At 69.1% G+C, this 15,216-nt stretch carries 19 protein-coding genes; 11 read left to right on the forward strand and 8 right to left on the reverse strand.

Annotated features, from left to right (window positions below; translation table 11 throughout):
- Positions 1–7 precede the first annotated feature (7 nt).
- Positions 8–1,216, reverse strand: a complete 1,209-nt coding sequence (gene coxB, locus JOY29_RS08555; protein WP_300973106.1) for a cytochrome c oxidase subunit II — start codon at positions 1,214–1,216, stop codon at positions 8–10.
- A gap of 167 nt (positions 1,217–1,383) precedes the next feature.
- Between coxB and pyrE the strand changes: the two genes are divergently transcribed.
- From pyrE to lepB, 4 genes are all read left to right on the forward strand, one after another.
- The gene (pyrE, locus tag JOY29_RS08560; RefSeq protein WP_300973107.1) at positions 1,384–1,968 is read left to right on the forward strand and encodes an orotate phosphoribosyltransferase; all 585 of its coding nucleotides are present in this window, start codon (positions 1,384–1,386) and stop codon (positions 1,966–1,968) included.
- Positions 1,969–2,010: 42 nt separating this feature from the next.
- Complete coding sequence (locus JOY29_RS08565; protein WP_300975513.1) at positions 2,011–2,739, forward strand: pyridoxine 5'-phosphate synthase; 729 nt, start codon at positions 2,011–2,013, stop codon at positions 2,737–2,739.
- Positions 2,736–3,146 (forward strand): holo-ACP synthase, encoded by a 411-nt coding sequence (gene acpS / locus JOY29_RS08570; RefSeq protein WP_300973108.1) that lies wholly within the window; start codon positions 2,736–2,738, stop codon positions 3,144–3,146. Before JOY29_RS08565 ends, acpS begins: the two co-directional genes overlap by 4 nt.
- 93 nt (positions 3,147–3,239) lie before the next feature.
- The gene (lepB, locus tag JOY29_RS08575; protein WP_300975514.1) at positions 3,240–4,031 is read left to right on the forward strand and encodes a signal peptidase I; all 792 of its coding nucleotides are present in this window, start codon (positions 3,240–3,242) and stop codon (positions 4,029–4,031) included.
- Positions 4,032–4,053: 22 nt separating this feature from the next.
- Here lepB and JOY29_RS08580 read toward each other — a convergent pair whose 3' ends face one another.
- Together JOY29_RS08580 and rpsU are read right to left on the reverse strand one after the other, a co-directional pair.
- Positions 4,054–4,584 (reverse strand): FKBP-type peptidyl-prolyl cis-trans isomerase, encoded by a 531-nt coding sequence (locus JOY29_RS08580; RefSeq protein ID WP_300973109.1) that lies wholly within the window; start codon positions 4,582–4,584, stop codon positions 4,054–4,056.
- A gap of 95 nt (positions 4,585–4,679) precedes the next feature.
- Positions 4,680–4,886 (reverse strand): 30S ribosomal protein S21, encoded by a 207-nt coding sequence (gene rpsU / locus JOY29_RS08585; RefSeq protein ID WP_029941857.1) that lies wholly within the window; start codon positions 4,884–4,886, stop codon positions 4,680–4,682.
- Positions 4,887–5,199: 313 nt separating this feature from the next.
- Between rpsU and JOY29_RS08590 the strand changes: the two genes are divergently transcribed.
- Positions 5,200–5,916, forward strand: a complete 717-nt coding sequence (locus JOY29_RS08590; protein ID WP_300973110.1) for a murein L,D-transpeptidase catalytic domain family protein — start codon at positions 5,200–5,202, stop codon at positions 5,914–5,916.
- 68 nt (positions 5,917–5,984) lie between these two features.
- Here the strand turns inward: JOY29_RS08590 and JOY29_RS08595 are convergent, their stop codons facing one another.
- Entirely contained in the window at positions 5,985–7,268 is a 1,284-nt protein-coding gene (locus JOY29_RS08595; protein ID WP_300973111.1) for a L,D-transpeptidase family protein, read from the reverse strand.
- A 282-nt stretch (positions 7,269–7,550) separates the two neighbouring features.
- On the opposite strand from JOY29_RS08595, the gene JOY29_RS08600 reads away from it, so the two are divergent.
- Positions 7,551–7,865 carry a PilZ domain-containing protein gene (locus JOY29_RS08600; RefSeq protein WP_300973112.1) on the forward strand — a complete coding sequence of 105 codons (315 nt, stop codon included), beginning with the start codon at positions 7,551–7,553 and terminating at the stop codon, positions 7,863–7,865.
- A 3-nt stretch (positions 7,866–7,868) separates the two neighbouring features.
- On the opposite strand, the gene JOY29_RS08605 is transcribed toward JOY29_RS08600, so the two are convergent.
- A complete protein-coding gene (locus JOY29_RS08605) occupies positions 7,869–8,510 on the reverse strand; it encodes an arylesterase (protein WP_300973113.1) in 642 nt (213 codons plus the stop codon).
- A gap of 55 nt (positions 8,511–8,565) precedes the next feature.
- Between JOY29_RS08605 and JOY29_RS08610 the strand changes: the two genes are divergently transcribed.
- From JOY29_RS08610 to JOY29_RS08620, 3 genes are all read left to right on the forward strand, one after another.
- A complete protein-coding gene (locus JOY29_RS08610; RefSeq protein ID WP_300973114.1) occupies positions 8,566–9,240 on the forward strand; it encodes an ABC transporter ATP-binding protein in 675 nt (224 codons plus the stop codon).
- Entirely contained in the window at positions 9,237–11,714 is a 2,478-nt protein-coding gene (locus JOY29_RS08615) for an FtsX-like permease family protein (protein ID WP_300973115.1), read from the forward strand. The genes JOY29_RS08610 and JOY29_RS08615 overlap by 4 nt, the downstream gene beginning before the upstream one ends.
- A 77-nt stretch (positions 11,715–11,791) precedes the next feature.
- Complete coding sequence (locus JOY29_RS08620; RefSeq protein WP_300973116.1) at positions 11,792–12,052, forward strand: hypothetical protein; 261 nt, start codon at positions 11,792–11,794, stop codon at positions 12,050–12,052.
- Between the two features lie 65 nt (positions 12,053–12,117).
- Here the strand turns inward: JOY29_RS08620 and JOY29_RS08625 are convergent, their stop codons facing one another.
- Positions 12,118–13,002, reverse strand: coding sequence for a peptidylprolyl isomerase (locus JOY29_RS08625; RefSeq protein ID WP_300973117.1), 885 nt, complete (start codon positions 13,000–13,002; stop codon positions 12,118–12,120).
- Positions 13,003–13,049: 47 nt separating this feature from the next.
- Here JOY29_RS08625 and purT point away from each other — a divergent pair, with 47 nt between their 5' ends.
- Positions 13,050–14,225: a formate-dependent phosphoribosylglycinamide formyltransferase gene (gene purT / locus JOY29_RS08630; protein ID WP_300973118.1), complete on the forward strand. Its 1,176-nt coding sequence runs from the start codon at positions 13,050–13,052 to the stop codon at positions 14,223–14,225.
- Between the two features lie 2 nt (positions 14,226–14,227).
- Positions 14,228–14,644, forward strand: coding sequence for a hypothetical protein (locus tag JOY29_RS08635; protein ID WP_300973119.1), 417 nt, complete (start codon positions 14,228–14,230; stop codon positions 14,642–14,644).
- Between the two features lie 32 nt (positions 14,645–14,676).
- Here the strand turns inward: JOY29_RS08635 and JOY29_RS08640 are convergent, their stop codons facing one another.
- Complete coding sequence (locus JOY29_RS08640) at positions 14,677–14,961, reverse strand: hypothetical protein (protein ID WP_300973120.1); 285 nt, start codon at positions 14,959–14,961, stop codon at positions 14,677–14,679.
- Between the two features lie 113 nt (positions 14,962–15,074).
- Complete coding sequence (gene ykgO, locus JOY29_RS08645) at positions 15,075–15,200, reverse strand: type B 50S ribosomal protein L36 (protein ID WP_029941846.1); 126 nt, start codon at positions 15,198–15,200, stop codon at positions 15,075–15,077.
- Between the last annotated feature and the right edge of the window lie 16 nt (positions 15,201–15,216).

Genomic DNA, 15,216 nt, shown 5'->3' on the forward strand with positions numbered 1-15,216 from the left:
ATCCGTCTTAATTGGTGCCGTCGGTCGCGCGATTGGCGACGCCGGGAGTGGTGTTTCCGGGAGCGGCCGGCTGCGCGCCTGCCGAAGGAGCGGCCGGAAGCGCCGGCGCCGGGGCGGTGACCGCCGCCGGGCTGACCACGGTCGCCGCCGTGCTGTCGGCCGCCGCCGGGGTCGCGCCCGGCATGGTGCCACCCTTGGCCGCCACCCACTGGGCGAAGCGCTCGGGAGTGACCACCTCGACCGCGATCGGCATGTAGGCGTGGCGCGCACCGCAAAGTTCGGAGCACTGGCCGAAATAGACGCCCGGCCGGTCGACCTTGACCCAGGTCTCGTTGAGGATGCCCGGGTTGGCGTCGGTCTTGGTCCAGAAGGCCGGCATGGCGAAGCTGTGGATGACGTCGTTCGAAGTGACGATGAACTTCACCGTCTTGCCGGCAGGGATGACCAGCCGCTCGTCGACCGCGAGGAGGCGCGGGCCGTCGGCGTCGGTGCGGAAGCGGGCGCCGGCGGCGACCTCGTTCTGCTCCTTCAGCATGTTCGAGACGATCTCGAACCCTCCATTGTCCGGATACTGGTAGGACCAGTACCACTGGTTGCCGATCACCTTGACGGTGAGGTCGGCCGGCGGCGGGCTGTACTGGTGGCGGATCAGCCGGATCGAGGGCACCGCGATGGCGACCAGGATCAGCACCGGAACCAGGGTCCACACTACTTCGACCAGCGTGTTGTGGCTGGTCCGGCTCGGCGTCGGATTGGCGCCGCGACGATAGCGGACCATGGTCCACAGCAGCAGCGCCAGCACGAACAGGCTGATCAGCGCGCACAGCACCAGCAGCCAGTTGTTGTGGAAGGCGGCGGCTTCGCGGCCGACCGGCGTGAACTGGTCCTGCAGGCCCATGCGTCCATCGGGCATGCCGATGCCGGGCGTCGGCGCTGCATGCTGGAAGGCAGGAGCCGCGGGTGCGGCGCCAGGGGCGACGGCGCTCGCGCCGGTCGCGTCGACGCCGGCGGCCGGAGTCGCGCTCGGATTGGCGGCAGCCGCGCTCGGGCCCGCCGGAACAGCGCTGCTCTCGCCGCCCGCGGGGGCCGCGGGGCCGGTGGCAGCCGATGCGGCCTGCTGTTGCTCAGGGGTCGGATTCGCGCCCGTTTGTCCCTGCGCGGCCGCCGGCACGAGCCCGACGGCAGCAAGCGCGATCATCCATTTCTTCAAGTTCATCACGACCCCGGTCACAGGTTCAAGCCACAGGAGCACCCGGTCGGGCCCACCTGAAATCGGCGGCCTTATAGGCAGGGGCTCCACCCTTCTCAAGCGCTTGTCTCTGAAGCTATTGCGCGGCACTGGAAAGCCAGCCGAAAGACCATGGCGAAGAAGGCGCGAAACAGATGACCGAGGAAGAGATACTGGCCGAGTTCAGGGCCGCTAAGGCGTTGCTCGAAGGTCACTTCATCCTGTCGTCCGGCCTTCGCTCGCCCCGCTACCTGCAATGCGCGCGGGTGCTGATGGACCCGGCCCGCGCCGAGCGCCTCGCCCGCGCCCTCGCCGACCGGATCGCCCCGGCCCTTCGAAGCCGGCTCCAGGCGGTCGTCTCGCCGGCGATGGGCGGAGTCATCATCGGCCACGAGATGGGCCGTGCACTCGGCCTCCCCGCCATGTTCGTCGAGCGGCCGACCGGCACGTTCGAGCTGCGCCGCGGCTTCCGCCTCGATCCCGGCACCCGCGTCCTGCTGGTCGAGGACGTGGTCACCACCGGCCTGTCCAGCCGCGAGGCGATCAAGGCGATTGGCGAAGCGGGCGGGGAAGTCGTCGCCGCCGCGTCGCTGGTCGACCGCTCCAACGGCAGTGCCGACCTTGGTGTCCCCTTCACGCCGCTGATCCGCCTCGACGTCCCGACCTACGCCGCCGACGCCCTCCCGCCCGAACTCGCCGCCATCCCCGCGATCAAGCCCGGCAGCCGCGCCGCTGCCTGATTGAACAAAGCCCTCCCGGCTGCCATCTCCCGGCCCATGGCAATGGCTTCATCGCTCCGGCTGGGCGTCAACATCGACCATGTCGCGACCATCCGGAACGCCCGCGGCGGCGACTTCCCCGATCCCGTGCGCGCCGCTCACGCCGCCGAAGCGGCAGGCGCGCAGGGCATCACCGCCCACCTCCGCGAGGATCGCCGACACATTCGCGACGACGACCTCGTCCGGCTGAAGAACGAGATCGCGCTTCCCCTCAATCTCGAAATGGCCGCGACCGACGAGATGCTGCGCATCGCGCTGGCCACCCGCCCACACGCCGCCTGCATCGTTCCGGAGAAGCGGGAGGAGCGGACCACCGAGGGAGGTCTCGACGCCCATGGCATGCGGGAGAGCCTGCGCCGCTTCGTCGGGGAGCTCGGCAGCGCCGGCATCCGCGTGTCCCTCTTCGTTGAGCCCGAGGCTGCCCAGATCGACGCCGCGCTGAAGCTCGGGGCGCCGGTGGTCGAGCTCCACACCGGTCGCTACGCCCATCTTGGCGAAGGAGAGCGCGAGGCCGAGCTCAAGCGTCTCGCCGATGCCGCCGCGCTCGCCGCCAAGAACGGCATCGAGCCCCACGCCGGCCACGGCCTGACCTTCGCCAACGTCCAGCCGATCGCCGCCATCCCCCAGCTCGCCGAGCTCAACATCGGTCATTTCCTGGTCGGCGAAGCGATCTTCGTCGGGCTGGATGCGAGCATCCGGCGGATGCGCGAGCTGATGGACAGCGCGCGATGATCGTCGGTCTCGGCTCCGATCTTTGCAATATCGAGCGGATCCAGTCCTCCTTCGATCGCTTCGGCGACCGGTTCCTCACCCGCGTCTTCACCGCCACCGAGCAGGCCAAGGCCAGGCGTCGTCCCTTCACCATCGCCGGGACCCTCGCCAAGCGCTTCGCCGCCAAGGAGGCCTTCTCCAAGGCGGTCGGCACCGGCTTCAAGAACGGCGTGTTCATGAAGGACATCGGCGTCGTCAATCTGCCAAGCGGCGCGCCCACTCTACGACTGACGGGCGGAGCGGCCGAGCGCCTTGACGCGCTCACCCCTCCGGGCCACGCCATGCGCGTGCATCTGACGATGACGGACGACCACCCCTGGGCGCAGGCGTTCGTCATTCTCGAAGCCGTGCCGATTGCGGAGACCTGAGTGAGCGAGACCCTGGCCAGCGAGGCCGACCTTCCGAAGACCGGCAGCGAGCCGCCCCCCGCCGTCGCCGAACCGGCCAAGAAGGGCTCCGCCCTGTGGCGCGAGGTCAAGGGCCTGTTCTGGGTGCTGGTCGCCGTGCTGGCCTTCCACAGCTTCGTCGCCAAGCCCTTCTACATCCCGTCGGAATCGATGATGCCGGCCCTGCTCAAGGGCGACCGGCTGGTGGTCAGCAAATATCCCTATGGCTGGTCGTGGGTCAGCCCGAGCTTCTATCTCTGGCCGCAGCAGTCCGGACGCATCTTCGGCAGCCTGCCCAGGCAGGGCGACATCGTCATCGTTACCCCGCCGGGCCGCAAGGAAGACTGGATCAAGCGGGTGGTCGGTCTTCCCGGCGACACGGTCGAGGTGCGGGACGGCCGGCTGATCCTGAACGGCATCCCGGTCAAGCGCCAGGTCCTGCCGGCGCGGCTGGTTCCGGTGGACGCCAACGCGCCGTGCGGCGTGGAGCAGTTCGCGGGCCGGCTGGTTCAGCAGGGCGACGGCAGCTTCGCCTGTTTGCTGCCGATCGTTCGCGAAACCCTTCCCAACGGCGCCACCTACGACACGGTCGACCTCGGCCAGTCGCAGGGCGATGATTTCTCGCCTGTCAGGGTGCCCGCCAACCACGTCTTCCTGATGGGCGACAATCGCGACCGCAGCGCCGACAGCCGATTCGGCCTTGAGGAGACCGGGCTCGGCGGCGCGGTGCCGTGGGAGAATATCGGCGGCCGCGCCGAGTTCATCACCTTCAGCCTCGACGGGTCCGCCAGCTGGTGGAACCCGATCAGCTGGCTCACCAGCCTTCGTGGCGGGCGCGCTGGGACGAGCCTGAGGACAGGCGCCTGATCAGAACGCCACGGGCCGGGGCTTACTGGCCCGGCGCCGGAGTCGGCGGGGGAACCTCGGCGCCCGGCGGAAGGCCCTGCGCGCCGATCTGCGCCGCCGCATTCGGCACCACCCGCTTGATGGCGATCTCGAAATCGAGCGGGCTGTTCGGCGGGATGGGCGAACCCGGCGGCGGGTTGGCACCGTAGGCGAGCTCACCCGGGATGCGGACCTTGTAGCGGCCGTTCGGCTTCATGTTCTGGAGCGCCTCGGCAAAGCCCGGCACGACCTGCGCGACCAGCAGCGGGGCGTCCTGCGCCTCGTCGAACTTGGTCCCGTCCGGGAGCGTGCCGACATAGTCGATGATGACGCCGTCCTGCGGCCCGATCAGCTCACCCTCGCCCGCCTTGATGGTACGGATCTGCAGCCCGCTCGCAGTCACTTCCGGCCGCATCTGCCCGGCACCTGCCCAGGCCAGCGCGGCGCCGGCCAGCACCAGCAGGACGAGCCCGAAGGCAAGCCGCAGCCGCGTGGCGCGGGAGATCGGGCGGAAGGGGACCTGGGTGGCGCTCATGCGGGTCAGTCCTGCTTGGAAGGGAGGCACAAAAGGAAAGGCCGCCCGGTAAGGGGCGGCCTTGGCTTGGGTCAAGAAAAACCGGTGTCCGGCGCTTAACGCGCACCCTCGCGCTCGGCACGCTTGCGCTCCAGCTTGCGGGCGCGGCGGATGGCGGCGGCGCGCTCACGGGCGCGCTTCTCGGAGGGCTTCTCGTAGTGACGGCGCAGCTTCATCTCGCGGTAGACGCCCTCGCGCTGCAGCTTCTTCTTGAGCGCGCGCAGCGCCTGGTCGACGTTATTGTCGCGAACGATGATTTGCATAAAAGTCCGTCACTCCATTGTCTTAAGGTTGCGCCCACGCCGGCCGAATGCGGACGGCTAGGCATCGCACTGTCACGGACCGGAAGGTCCGGCCGACAGGCGACCAAAGCGGCTTGCGGGCAGACCAGAGGCCTCCCGGAAGGGGCGCCCTCTAACAGGCATGCCGTGATTCGACAACCCGAAGGGACGGGTGCGACGAAGCGGCATTGCCAAGCGCTCGGAAGAGCCCGCCGCCTGCCCGTGGTTATCGTGCATTAACCTATTGCCGTGTATAGGCTTTTCCATCGTTTCCAAACATCTGAAGGGGCAACGGATGAGCGTCAATCGTCGTGACATGCTTCGGCACATCGGTCTTGGTGGCGGGGCTGCGCTCATCTCGGGCGCGGCGTTCGCGGCCGATCTGCCGGGTCTGATCGCGGGCCGGAAGCCGTTCGCCGGTGAGCCGCTGGCGCCGCTCGCCCCCGCGACGCCGACCATCGCCAATGCGCCGATCGTGCCTGCGCCGACCACTCCGGGCGGCATCGATCCGCAGCTGTTCGCACGCGCCAAGGCGGCGCTGGAGCGGCATCGCTCTTCGCTTCGCCACACCGACCGGATCGGCATCGCCGACTTCTCGGCTGCCAGTCGCGATCCGCGCTTCCATGTCGTCGACCTGGCCTCGGGCCGGGTCGAGAGCCACCGCGTCGCCCACGGCCGCGGGTCGGACCGTGGCCACACCGGCTTCCTTGAGCAGTTCTCGAACGACTTCGGCAGCAATGCGACATCGAATGGCGCCTATTCGACCGCCGACTTCTACCATGGCAAGTACGGCCTCTCGATGCGGCTGAACGGGCTCGACTGGTCGAACAACAATGCGCTGGAGCGGGCCATCGTGGTTCACCAGGCCTGGTATGCCGAGGCCGACATGATCGGTGCGCACGGCAAGCTCGGCCGCTCGGAAGGCTGCTTCGCCTTCGGCCGCAACAGCCACTTCGAGATCATGCGCACGCTTGGTGAAGGCCGCATGATCTACGCGGACAAGCTGGCCTAGTCGCTCCCTCGTTGGTGCCGCTCCGGACCGACAACTAGAAGGGCTCCCTGACTCGGGAGCCCTTTCTGTTACCTAGCGGCGGACCGGACCTTCGGCCTGGCTACTCCGTCACGGTCGTTGAGGGCCGTGAGCACCGGCGCATCGCGCTTGTAGAGATCGGTATACTTGACGATGTTGCCGTCGTTCAGCGCGGCAATCGAGAAATAGACGATGTAGACCGGCACCGGCTTCACGAAGGTGGCCGCGACCGTCTTCTTCGATTCGAGCACGCCGTCGATCCGCTCGCGCGTCCACTCGCCGCCATCGTCACTCAGCAGCTCGGCCGCGAGGTCGAGGATATGCTCGGTGCGGATGCAGCCGTGGCTGAGAAAGCGCGAACGCGCGTCGAACAGGCCGCGGTTGTTGGTGTCGTGCAGATAGATGTTCTGCGGATTGTACATGGTGAACTTGATCTTGCCGAGCGCATTGCCGGGCCCCGGCGGCTGCCGCCAGCGCTGCACGGTCCCGTCCTTGCGCTTGACCGCGACATAGCCGGCCTTGCCCGCCACTTCGCGCGACAGGCTCGGCGGCACCTCCCACCAGGGATTGAGGACCACGCCGGTCGCCTGCACCGCAAGCTGCGGGGTCGGGGTCTTCACCGCGCCGGCGATCGCCCGCCGCTTCCAGCGAGTGACGCTATCCTCGACGAGGGTGGCGTGTTCGCCGGGCACGTTGACGATGATATAACGGCTGCCGAGGTCGCGCGGCAGCCAGCGCCAGCGATCCATGTTGATGCGGATCTTGCCCACTGTCGCCGAATCGTTCGGGTCGGCCTTGGCGAGCGCGGCCTTGAGCGAGAGATATTGCGGGTGCGTCGGAAGCAGGCCGTTCAGCACGGTCGCGATGCCGACCCCGCCGATCGCCTGGTCGAGATGCGTGCGAAGCGCGCCTTCGGGCAGGTCGGGGTCGCGCACGTACCACTGGACCCGCGACGATCCGCGGACGTGGCCGAGCGCGAGATCGGTCGCGACCTTGTTGAAGGTGGTGGTCGCAACCGCCGACATCGCGACCGGATCGCCGCCCTTCATTGCCGCCTCGAGCAGGGGAAGGTCATAGTCGCGCGGATCGAGGCCCTCGCGGCCGACCTGCCGGACGTAGGCGAGCAGTTCGGCGACTTGGGCCTGTTGCCATACGGGCGGGGGAAGCTCGACCACCGGCGGCGCCTCCGGCGCTACGGGGCTGCCTGGCTGCGCGGGCGCCGGGGCGAGCGGATCGGCCCGCGGAGCCGTGGCGACCGGCGCGGCCGGAGCCATGTTCGGCGCCACCGGCGGGCGCGTCTGCGCCCAAGCCGTTCCAGCGCCCAGAGCCAGCATCACCGAACCCGCAACCAACCCGCGCATTTCCATCCCCGAACAATTTGACCCAAAATCAGTTCAGGCGCTTATCGCCACGGCTCCTGTTACCGGAGATGAACGTTCATCTCCAGTGGCCCTTGCGCCACATCGGGTCGTGATCCGGCACGCTTTGTCCATTGCGACCCGTTACTTAGCGAGCTCTGGCCTTTCGATCAGGATTGCGCCATAGGCGCGCGTTCGTGCCGCTCGCCGTGGCCATCCGGCCGGCACCCTCATGAACGCCCCAGGAGTTGTTTCGCCTTGGTCATCGACGCCCGCATTGCCAAGGACCTGACCGGCGAGGAGCGCCGCGGCCAGCCGCGCGCGCCGGTCGAGATCGAGGCGCATGTCCGGGAACTGGGAACGACCGGCAACGAAGCCCGTGTGCTCAATGTCTCGGCGACCGGCTTCATGGCCGAGACCAGCACCGTTTATGAGGTGGGTGCGCGCGTATGGCTGATCCTGCCGGGCCGCGAGCGGGCAAGTGCGATCGTCCGCTGGACCGCCGCCGGCAAGCTCGGCGCCCAGTTCGCCGAACCGCTGAGCAACGAAGCGCTGCTGCAGATCGGCAGCTGAAGTTCAGCGCTGGCGGGCCAGCGCCCGCTGCACCGTCGGCAGGATGCCCGTCACCATTCGCTTGATGCCCTCGAAGTTCGGATGAACCCCGTCGCTCAGCAAAAGCGCGCGGTTTCCGACCACGCCTTGGAGGATGAACGGGTAGAGATCCGCATCATATTTGCGCGCAAGGCTGGGGAAGATCGTCTCGTAGCGCCGGCGATAGTCGGGCCCCAGGTTGGGCGCCGCCAGCATGCCTGCGACCAGCACCGGCACCCCCTGCTTCTTGAGCTCGGCAAGGATGGCGTCGAGATTGGCCTCGGTCACCGCCGGATCGACCCCGCGCAGCATGTCGTTGGCGCCCAGTTCGACGATGGCGAGGTCGGGTTTCGAACCCATGCGCTGCAGCGTCCAGCCGAGACGCGCCCTGCCACCCGCCGTCGTGTCACCCGACACGCCGGCATCATGGACGCGCGCCTTGATTCCATGACGGCGCAGTGCATCCTGGAGCTGTGGAGCGAAACCGAGGCCCCGCCCCAGTCCATATCCGGCCGTCAGGCTGTCCCCGAAGGCCAGGATCAAAGGCCCGTCGCTTTTCGACAAAGGGACCTGTGCCGTCGCCGGAACGGCGGCGAAAAGGGCGGGAAGCAGGAGCCAGCGGTACATCCCTGACCATCTAGGCCATTGTCGCTGCCCTTCAAGCTTCCTAGCTGCCAGCGTAATGACCCAGCCTCCCCTCATCCAGCTCGACGGCGTCCGCCTTACCCTCGGCGAGGGCGCCGCCCGGACCGAGATCCTCCGCGGCATCAGCCTGACCGTGGAGGAGGGAGAGACCGTCGCGGTCCTCGGTGCATCCGGATCGGGCAAGAGCTCGCTGATGGCGGTGATCGCCGGCCTGGAGCGGGCGACCAGCGGCACCGCCAGGGTGCTCGGCGAGGACATGAGCGCGCTGGGCGAGGACTCGCTGGCACGGCTGCGCGGCCGGTCCATCGGCGTGGTCCTCCAAGCTTTCCACCTGCTTCCGACCATGACCGCGCTGCAGAACGTGATGGTGCCGATGGAGCTGTCCGGCGCGGCCGATCCCCTGCCCCGCGCCCGCGCCGAGCTTGCCGCCGTCGGGCTGGCGGCCCGCGAGAACCACTACCCCGCGCAGCTGTCGGGCGGCGAGCAGCAGCGCGTCGCCATCGCCCGTGCCACGGCGCCAGCACCGAAACTGCTGCTGGCGGACGAGCCGACCGGCAACCTCGACGCGGCGACCGGCGCCAAGATCATCGACCTGCTGTTCGACCGGGTGGCGGCGGCCGGCGCCGGCCTGCTCGTCATCACCCATGACCCCGCCGTCGCCGCGCGCGCCGGGCGGATCGTCCGCATCGCCGACGGGCTGCTCGCGCAGTGAGCGCGGGGCTGAGGCTCGGCCGGCGCGACCTCGCGCAGGGCATCGGCGGCCTGTGGCTGCTGCTCGCCTGCCTCACCGTCGCGGTGGCTGGCCTGGCGGCGGTGACCAGCCTGTCCAGCGCCATCAGCTCGACCATCGACGGCCAGGCCCGCGAACTGCTCGGCGGCGATCTTGCCCTTAGCGTCGCCCAGCGCGAGCCGACCGTCGAGGAACGGGCCGCCATCGCGCGGCTCGGCACGGTGCGGGAAAGCATCACGCTGCGCAGCACCGCCCAGGTGAACGGACAGACGGCCCTGGTCGACCTGTCCGGCATCGACGAGGGCTGGCCAGCAGCGGGCAAGGTCACGCTCTCCGCCGGACGAATGCCGCGGGGCGGCGGCGAGGTGGCGATCGGCCGCGAGCTGGCCGAACGATACTCGCTGCGGCTCGGAAGCCCGGTCCGGCTCGGTTTCGCCGACCTGCGGGTCAGCGGGATCATCGAGGCGCTTCCTGCACCCTCGGGCTTCGCCCTCGCGCCGCCGGTCCTGGTCGGCAAGGCCGGGCTCGACGCCACGCGCCTGGTCCAGCCTGGCAGCCTCTACACTACCACCTACCGGATTGCGCTTCCGACCGGTGCCGAGTCCGAGGCGATCGGCGAGGCGTTCCAGCAGCGCTTCCCCGAAGGCGGCTGGCGGGTGACCGACAAGGGCGATGCCGCGGCGGGCACGCGCCGCTTTACCGACCGGACCGGGCAGATGCTGCTGCTGATCGCGCTCGGCGCGCTTGGCATCGGAAGCATCGGAATCGCTTCGGCCGCGGGTGCTTTCGCTGCCTCGCGCCGATCGACCATCGCCATCCTCAAGGTCCATGGCGCCGGCCGCCGCGACCTGCTGGTGATGCTCGGCACCAGCGTCGCCATTCTCGCCGCCACCGCCATCCTGCTCGGCCTGCTGATTGGGGCGACGGTGCCGGCGATCGTCGGCCGGGCCGCCGCCGACCTGCTCCCGGTCGCGCCCGATCCGAGCCCGCAATGGGGCGCGCTCGGCCAGTCGGCGGTGTTTGGCCTCCTCGTCACCATTGCCGCCGCCTGGACGCCGCTCGCCCGCGCCGCCCGCGCGCGGCCGGCCTCGGTCCTGCGCGGCGACGTCGAGGAGCGCGGCGCGGGGATTCGCGACCTGCTCGTTCCGCTCATCGCCGCCGCGGCTGTCGCCGCGCTCGCCATCCTCACCTCGGGCGATGCCGTGGTGACCGCCTTCACCATCGCTGGTGGACTGATCCTCGCCTTCCTGTTCGCCGGGGCAGGCTGGCTGCTCGCGCGGACGGCGCGGGCGATCGGCGGGCGCGGCGGTCCGCTCACCCGCCTCGGCCTTGCCGCGCTGCACCGGCCGGGCGCCGCCACCGTCCGGCTCAGCGTCGCGCTCGGGCTCGGCCTTGCCCTGCTGGTCGCGCTTGCAGGGATCGGCGGCAGCGTCCGGGCCGAGCTTGGCGGCAACATCCCGACCAAGGCGCCGGCGCTGTTCATGCTCGACATTCCGGCCAGCGAGGAAACCCGCTTCCGCGCGCTTGGGCAGCGCCACCTGCCCGGTGCGGAGCTCCGCCTCGTGCCCTCCCTGCGCGGGCCCGTCACCGCCCTCAATGGGCAGCCCGTCTCCGCGCTCAAGTCCATTCCCGAGGGCGCGTGGATCCTGCGCGGCGATCGCGGTCTCACCTTCGCCGGCGAGCTTCCGCCCGGAAACGAGGTGGTCGAGGGCCAATGGTGGCCTGCCAATTACAGCGGCCCGCCGCTGGTCAGCCTCGACATCGAGGCGGCGCGGGCACTCAACCTAAAGATCGGCGACACCATGACCATCGCCGTGCTCGGTTCGCCGATCGAGGCGCGGATCGCCAGCTTCCGGACGATCGACTGGCGCAGCTTCGGCTTCAACTTCGCCATCATCTTCGCGCCCGGCACGCTCGAGCAGGCGCCCTACACGCTGATGGCGACCGCGGCGCCGGAGCAGGGCACGTCGACCCTCGCCTTCGAGCGGGCGCTGGCGGCCGAACTGCCGATGGTCAGCACGATACGGGTCAGCGATGTGGTCGAGCGGGTGACGACGATCCTCGAAGGCCTCGATTCGGCCATCCGCCTGGCCACCCTTGTCGCCATCCTGATCGGTGTGACAGTCCTCGCCGGGGCGGTCGCAGCCACGCGCCGTACGCGGGCCCGGGAGAGCGTGCTGCTCAAGCTGGTCGGCGCCACCCGCGGGCAGGTACTGACAGCGCAGGGGATCGAGTTCGCGAGCATGAGCGGCGGCATCGTCCTGCTCGCCTTCCTGACCGGAAGCGCGGCAGCCTGGGCGGTGGTGACGCAGCTTTTCGAATTGCCGTTCCGGCCCGACTGGCCAAGCCTCCTGCTGCTTCCGATAGCCGGCATGGCGGTATCGATCCTGACCGCGCTGGCGGCCGCCTGGCCTGCCCTCAAGGCGCGTCCGGCGACCGCGCTGCGGAGTGTCTGAGGAGCAACAATCCCTTATTTACCAACGGGAACCTTCGCGGCTGCCTCGCCGTTGAGCGCGGCTGAAAGGATGTCGTCATGACCAATTTCCCGACCCTCGGAGACCTCGGCCTCAAGCACGATCCCAAGGGCCGCGGCTATCATGCCGTCTATCGCGAGCAGGAGGTCAACCACTGCCCAGGCTGCGGCCGGACGCATTGGCTGATCGGACGTGTGTCGGCGGAATGTGCCTTCTGTGCCACGGCCCTGCCGCTGGCCGAAGCCAGCACGCGGCATCACAACGGCCCCGCGATCATCCAGCACCGCAATCGCAATCAGGGACACGCCTGGGCAGCGTAACGCCACGTCCCCGCGGCACCAGGGAAGGAGCGCGGCTCTGCTCCGCGCCCGCCGTATGGGGACGACTAACGCAGGGAAGATGGCGCCGGTGTCCGCCTGACGGGCACCGGCGCATTGCATAGGTCGACCCCGCCCGCGGGCACGTTGAAGAAGGCGTCCTTGCGGTTGGCCCGCGCGCGGACATAGGCGCCGAAGCTGGCGCTCGCCGTACGCATCACCTGGAAGCTCGGGCGGTCCGCTGCCGGCAGCGCCGACGCCAGCCGCACGGAACGGATCATCCGCGCGACCGAGCCGGTCTTGTAGAAGCCCAGCGCCTCGGTCCCGCGCGGCAGGGCCGACATCTGCTCAATCCCCTCGACCACCCGTCCGACGAGTGCGATGTTGAGATCAAGGTGTCGGGGAGCATGTCCGATCACCGCGTAGAGCTCGCCGCCCATGCCGGTGTCCGGAGCCATGTCGCGGCCGACCCCGACCATGCCGTAGCAATGGGTGAGGTTGGCGCGGCCGGTCTTCGGGTTCCAGGCGACCGGCCAGCCAAGCGCATGGCCGACGCGGGGCGCGTAATTGTCGAGGAAGCCGAGCGGCCTGACAGTCAGTCCCCGCAGCGGGCGGTCATATTCGGCCGGCGGCTTCTGGATAACGCTGGCGGGCACCTTGGGGCCGCCTTCGTTGACGCCCCATTGCGCGACATAATTGTCCTGCACGCGGTAGATGCTCGAGCCGGTCCAGTAGCCTGCGGTCGCAAGCGCACGGATGTTGGCGACGTGCACCGGCGCAAAGGCCGGCGCGAGCTCGATCACCGTCCGCCCGCCGCCCTCATAGTCGATCACCAGCAGATCGTCGGGCTTCACCGCCTGCCACGCCGCGGCGGGCGCCTGGGCGACGATCTCGGACGGGGTGAGCGGCTTGGCGGCGGTGGCCTGGACGGCAAGGGCGAGGAGAAGGCTCATGCCCGCACCCTATCGTGCGCCGCACGCTTGCGGTAGGCACCCCGTCCATGTTCCTCGCCAAGCTCATGCTGCTCGGATCCGGCGAACTGGGCCGGGAGTTCGCCATCGCCGCCAAACGCCTCGGCTGCGCGGTCGTCGCCTGCGACCGCTATGCCGACGCACCTGCCATGCAGGTCGCCGACACCTTCGAGGTCTTCTCCATGCTCGACGGCGCGGCGCTGCGCAGCGCGGTCGAGAAGCATCGCCCCGATTACATCGTGCCCGAGATTGAGGCGATCGACACGGCGACGCTGGCGGCGCTCGAAGGCGAGGGCTGGCATGTGGTGCCGTCCGCCAAGGCGGCGCAGCTGACCATGAACCGCGACGGCATCCGCCGCTTCGCCGCCGAGGAGCTGGGTCTTACCACCAGCCGCTACCGCTTCGCGGAAAGCGAGGAGGAGGCGCTGGCCGCCGCCGAGTTTGTCGGCCTGCCCTGCGTGATCAAGCCGGTCATGTCCTCGTCGGGCAAGGGGCAGAGCACCGCCTCCAGCCCGGACGAAGTCCGCACCTCCTTCCGCTACGCCATCGAGAAGATGCGCGGCGACCGGCCGCGGGTGATCGTCGAGGAATTCATCCGCTTCGAGAGCGAGATCACGCTGCTGACCGTGGCCGCAGCGGACGGCATCCACTTCTGCGCCCCCATCGGTCACCGGCAGGAGGCCGGCGACTATCGCGAGAGCTGGCAGCCGGCGGCGCTGCCGGCCGACGTGCTGGACAGTGCCCGGCAGCAGGCCGCCACCATCGTGGCGGCACTTGGCGGGCGCGGGCTGTTCGGAGTGGAGTTCTTCATCGCCGGCGATCGTGCCATCTTCTCCGAGCTCAGCCCCAGGCCGCACGACACGGGCATGGTGACGCTGGTCGGCCAGGAGCCGAACGAGTTCGAGCTGCACCTTCGCGCCATACTCGGCCTGCCGGTCGCGCCGATCCTGCAGCGTGGGCCGAGCGCCTCGGCGGTGATCCTGGCCGACCGTCCCTCGTCGAATTTCCGCTTCGATGGTGTTGCGAAGGCGCTTGCGCTTGGCCGTCCGGAAACCCCGGTCGACCTTCGGCTGTTCGGTAAGCCGGAGACTTTGGTCAACCGCCGCATGGGCGTCGCCCTCGCCCGTGCCGGCAGTGTCGATGAAGCGGTCGCGCTGGCCACGGCTGCCGCGGCGGCGGTGTCGATCGACTATGAGGAGAATTGAACATGCGTCTGCCGGTCCTTGCCCTAGCCGCCCTGACCCTTGCCGCATGCGGGAGCGGAGGCGGCGGCACCGAGCAGGCCGCGACCAACACGATGGACATCTCCGTCCGCAGCGAGGAGCAGAACCGGCTCCACCAGTTGCCCGACCTTTACCGCGACATCGCCCTGAAGCGCGCCATCCTCGCCAGCGGGCTGCGCTGCAAGCGGGTGGTCCGCTCCGGCTACGTGGCCGAGTATAACAAGCTGTCGATGTGGTCGGCGGACTGCGACGACAATCGCAGCTGGGGCATCTTTGTCGGCCCTGACGGCAGCGCGCAGGTCCGCCCGTGCAGCGACATGACCCGCTTCAAGCTTCCGGATTGCCGGATTGCGGAAGATCCCAGCGGCCGCACGGCGAGGGGTATCCCGAAGCAGAGCTGATCAACTGGCCTCCGGCATTCGCCGGAGAACAGTCAGTCGCAGCGGCGGCTTTCCTTGAACTCGCCGGTTGCGCTCTTCTCGCGGATGACGATGCAATTGCCCTGCTTGCTCTCTTCGCGCCAGCTGCCGTCCGCGTTCCTGACGCGGTTCGACGGCTTGGGAACGCGCTGGCCGTTGCAGATCATGTAGTTCATGCCCGGCGGCGAGACGCAGCCCGGATTGGACGACTGGGCCGCCGCCGAATCCGGCACGGCCGCAAGCCCAATCCCGGCCGCGGCAATCGCGGTGGCAATGGTGGTACGGACGAACATGCGCATCGAATCGGCTCCTCTAGGGAGCCCGATATAGGAAAAGCGACCTGAACCGTCGATGACGGCAGGCCGCTCTTTTTTGCCGATGGGTTGAGCCGGCCGGTTAAGGCCGGTTCAGCTCAGCCCTGGCGCGCCTTGAAGCGGCGGTTCGTCTTGTTGATGACGTAGGTCCGGCCGCGACGACGGATCACGCGGCAATCCCGGTGGCGATCCTTGAGGCTCTTGAGCGAATTGCGAATCTTCATGGCGGGTGGACCCGTC

Origin of the sequence: Sphingomonas sp. LHG3406-1 (assembly GCF_029637485.1) — a bacterium.
Classification (GTDB): domain Bacteria; phylum Pseudomonadota; class Alphaproteobacteria; order Sphingomonadales; family Sphingomonadaceae; genus Sphingomicrobium.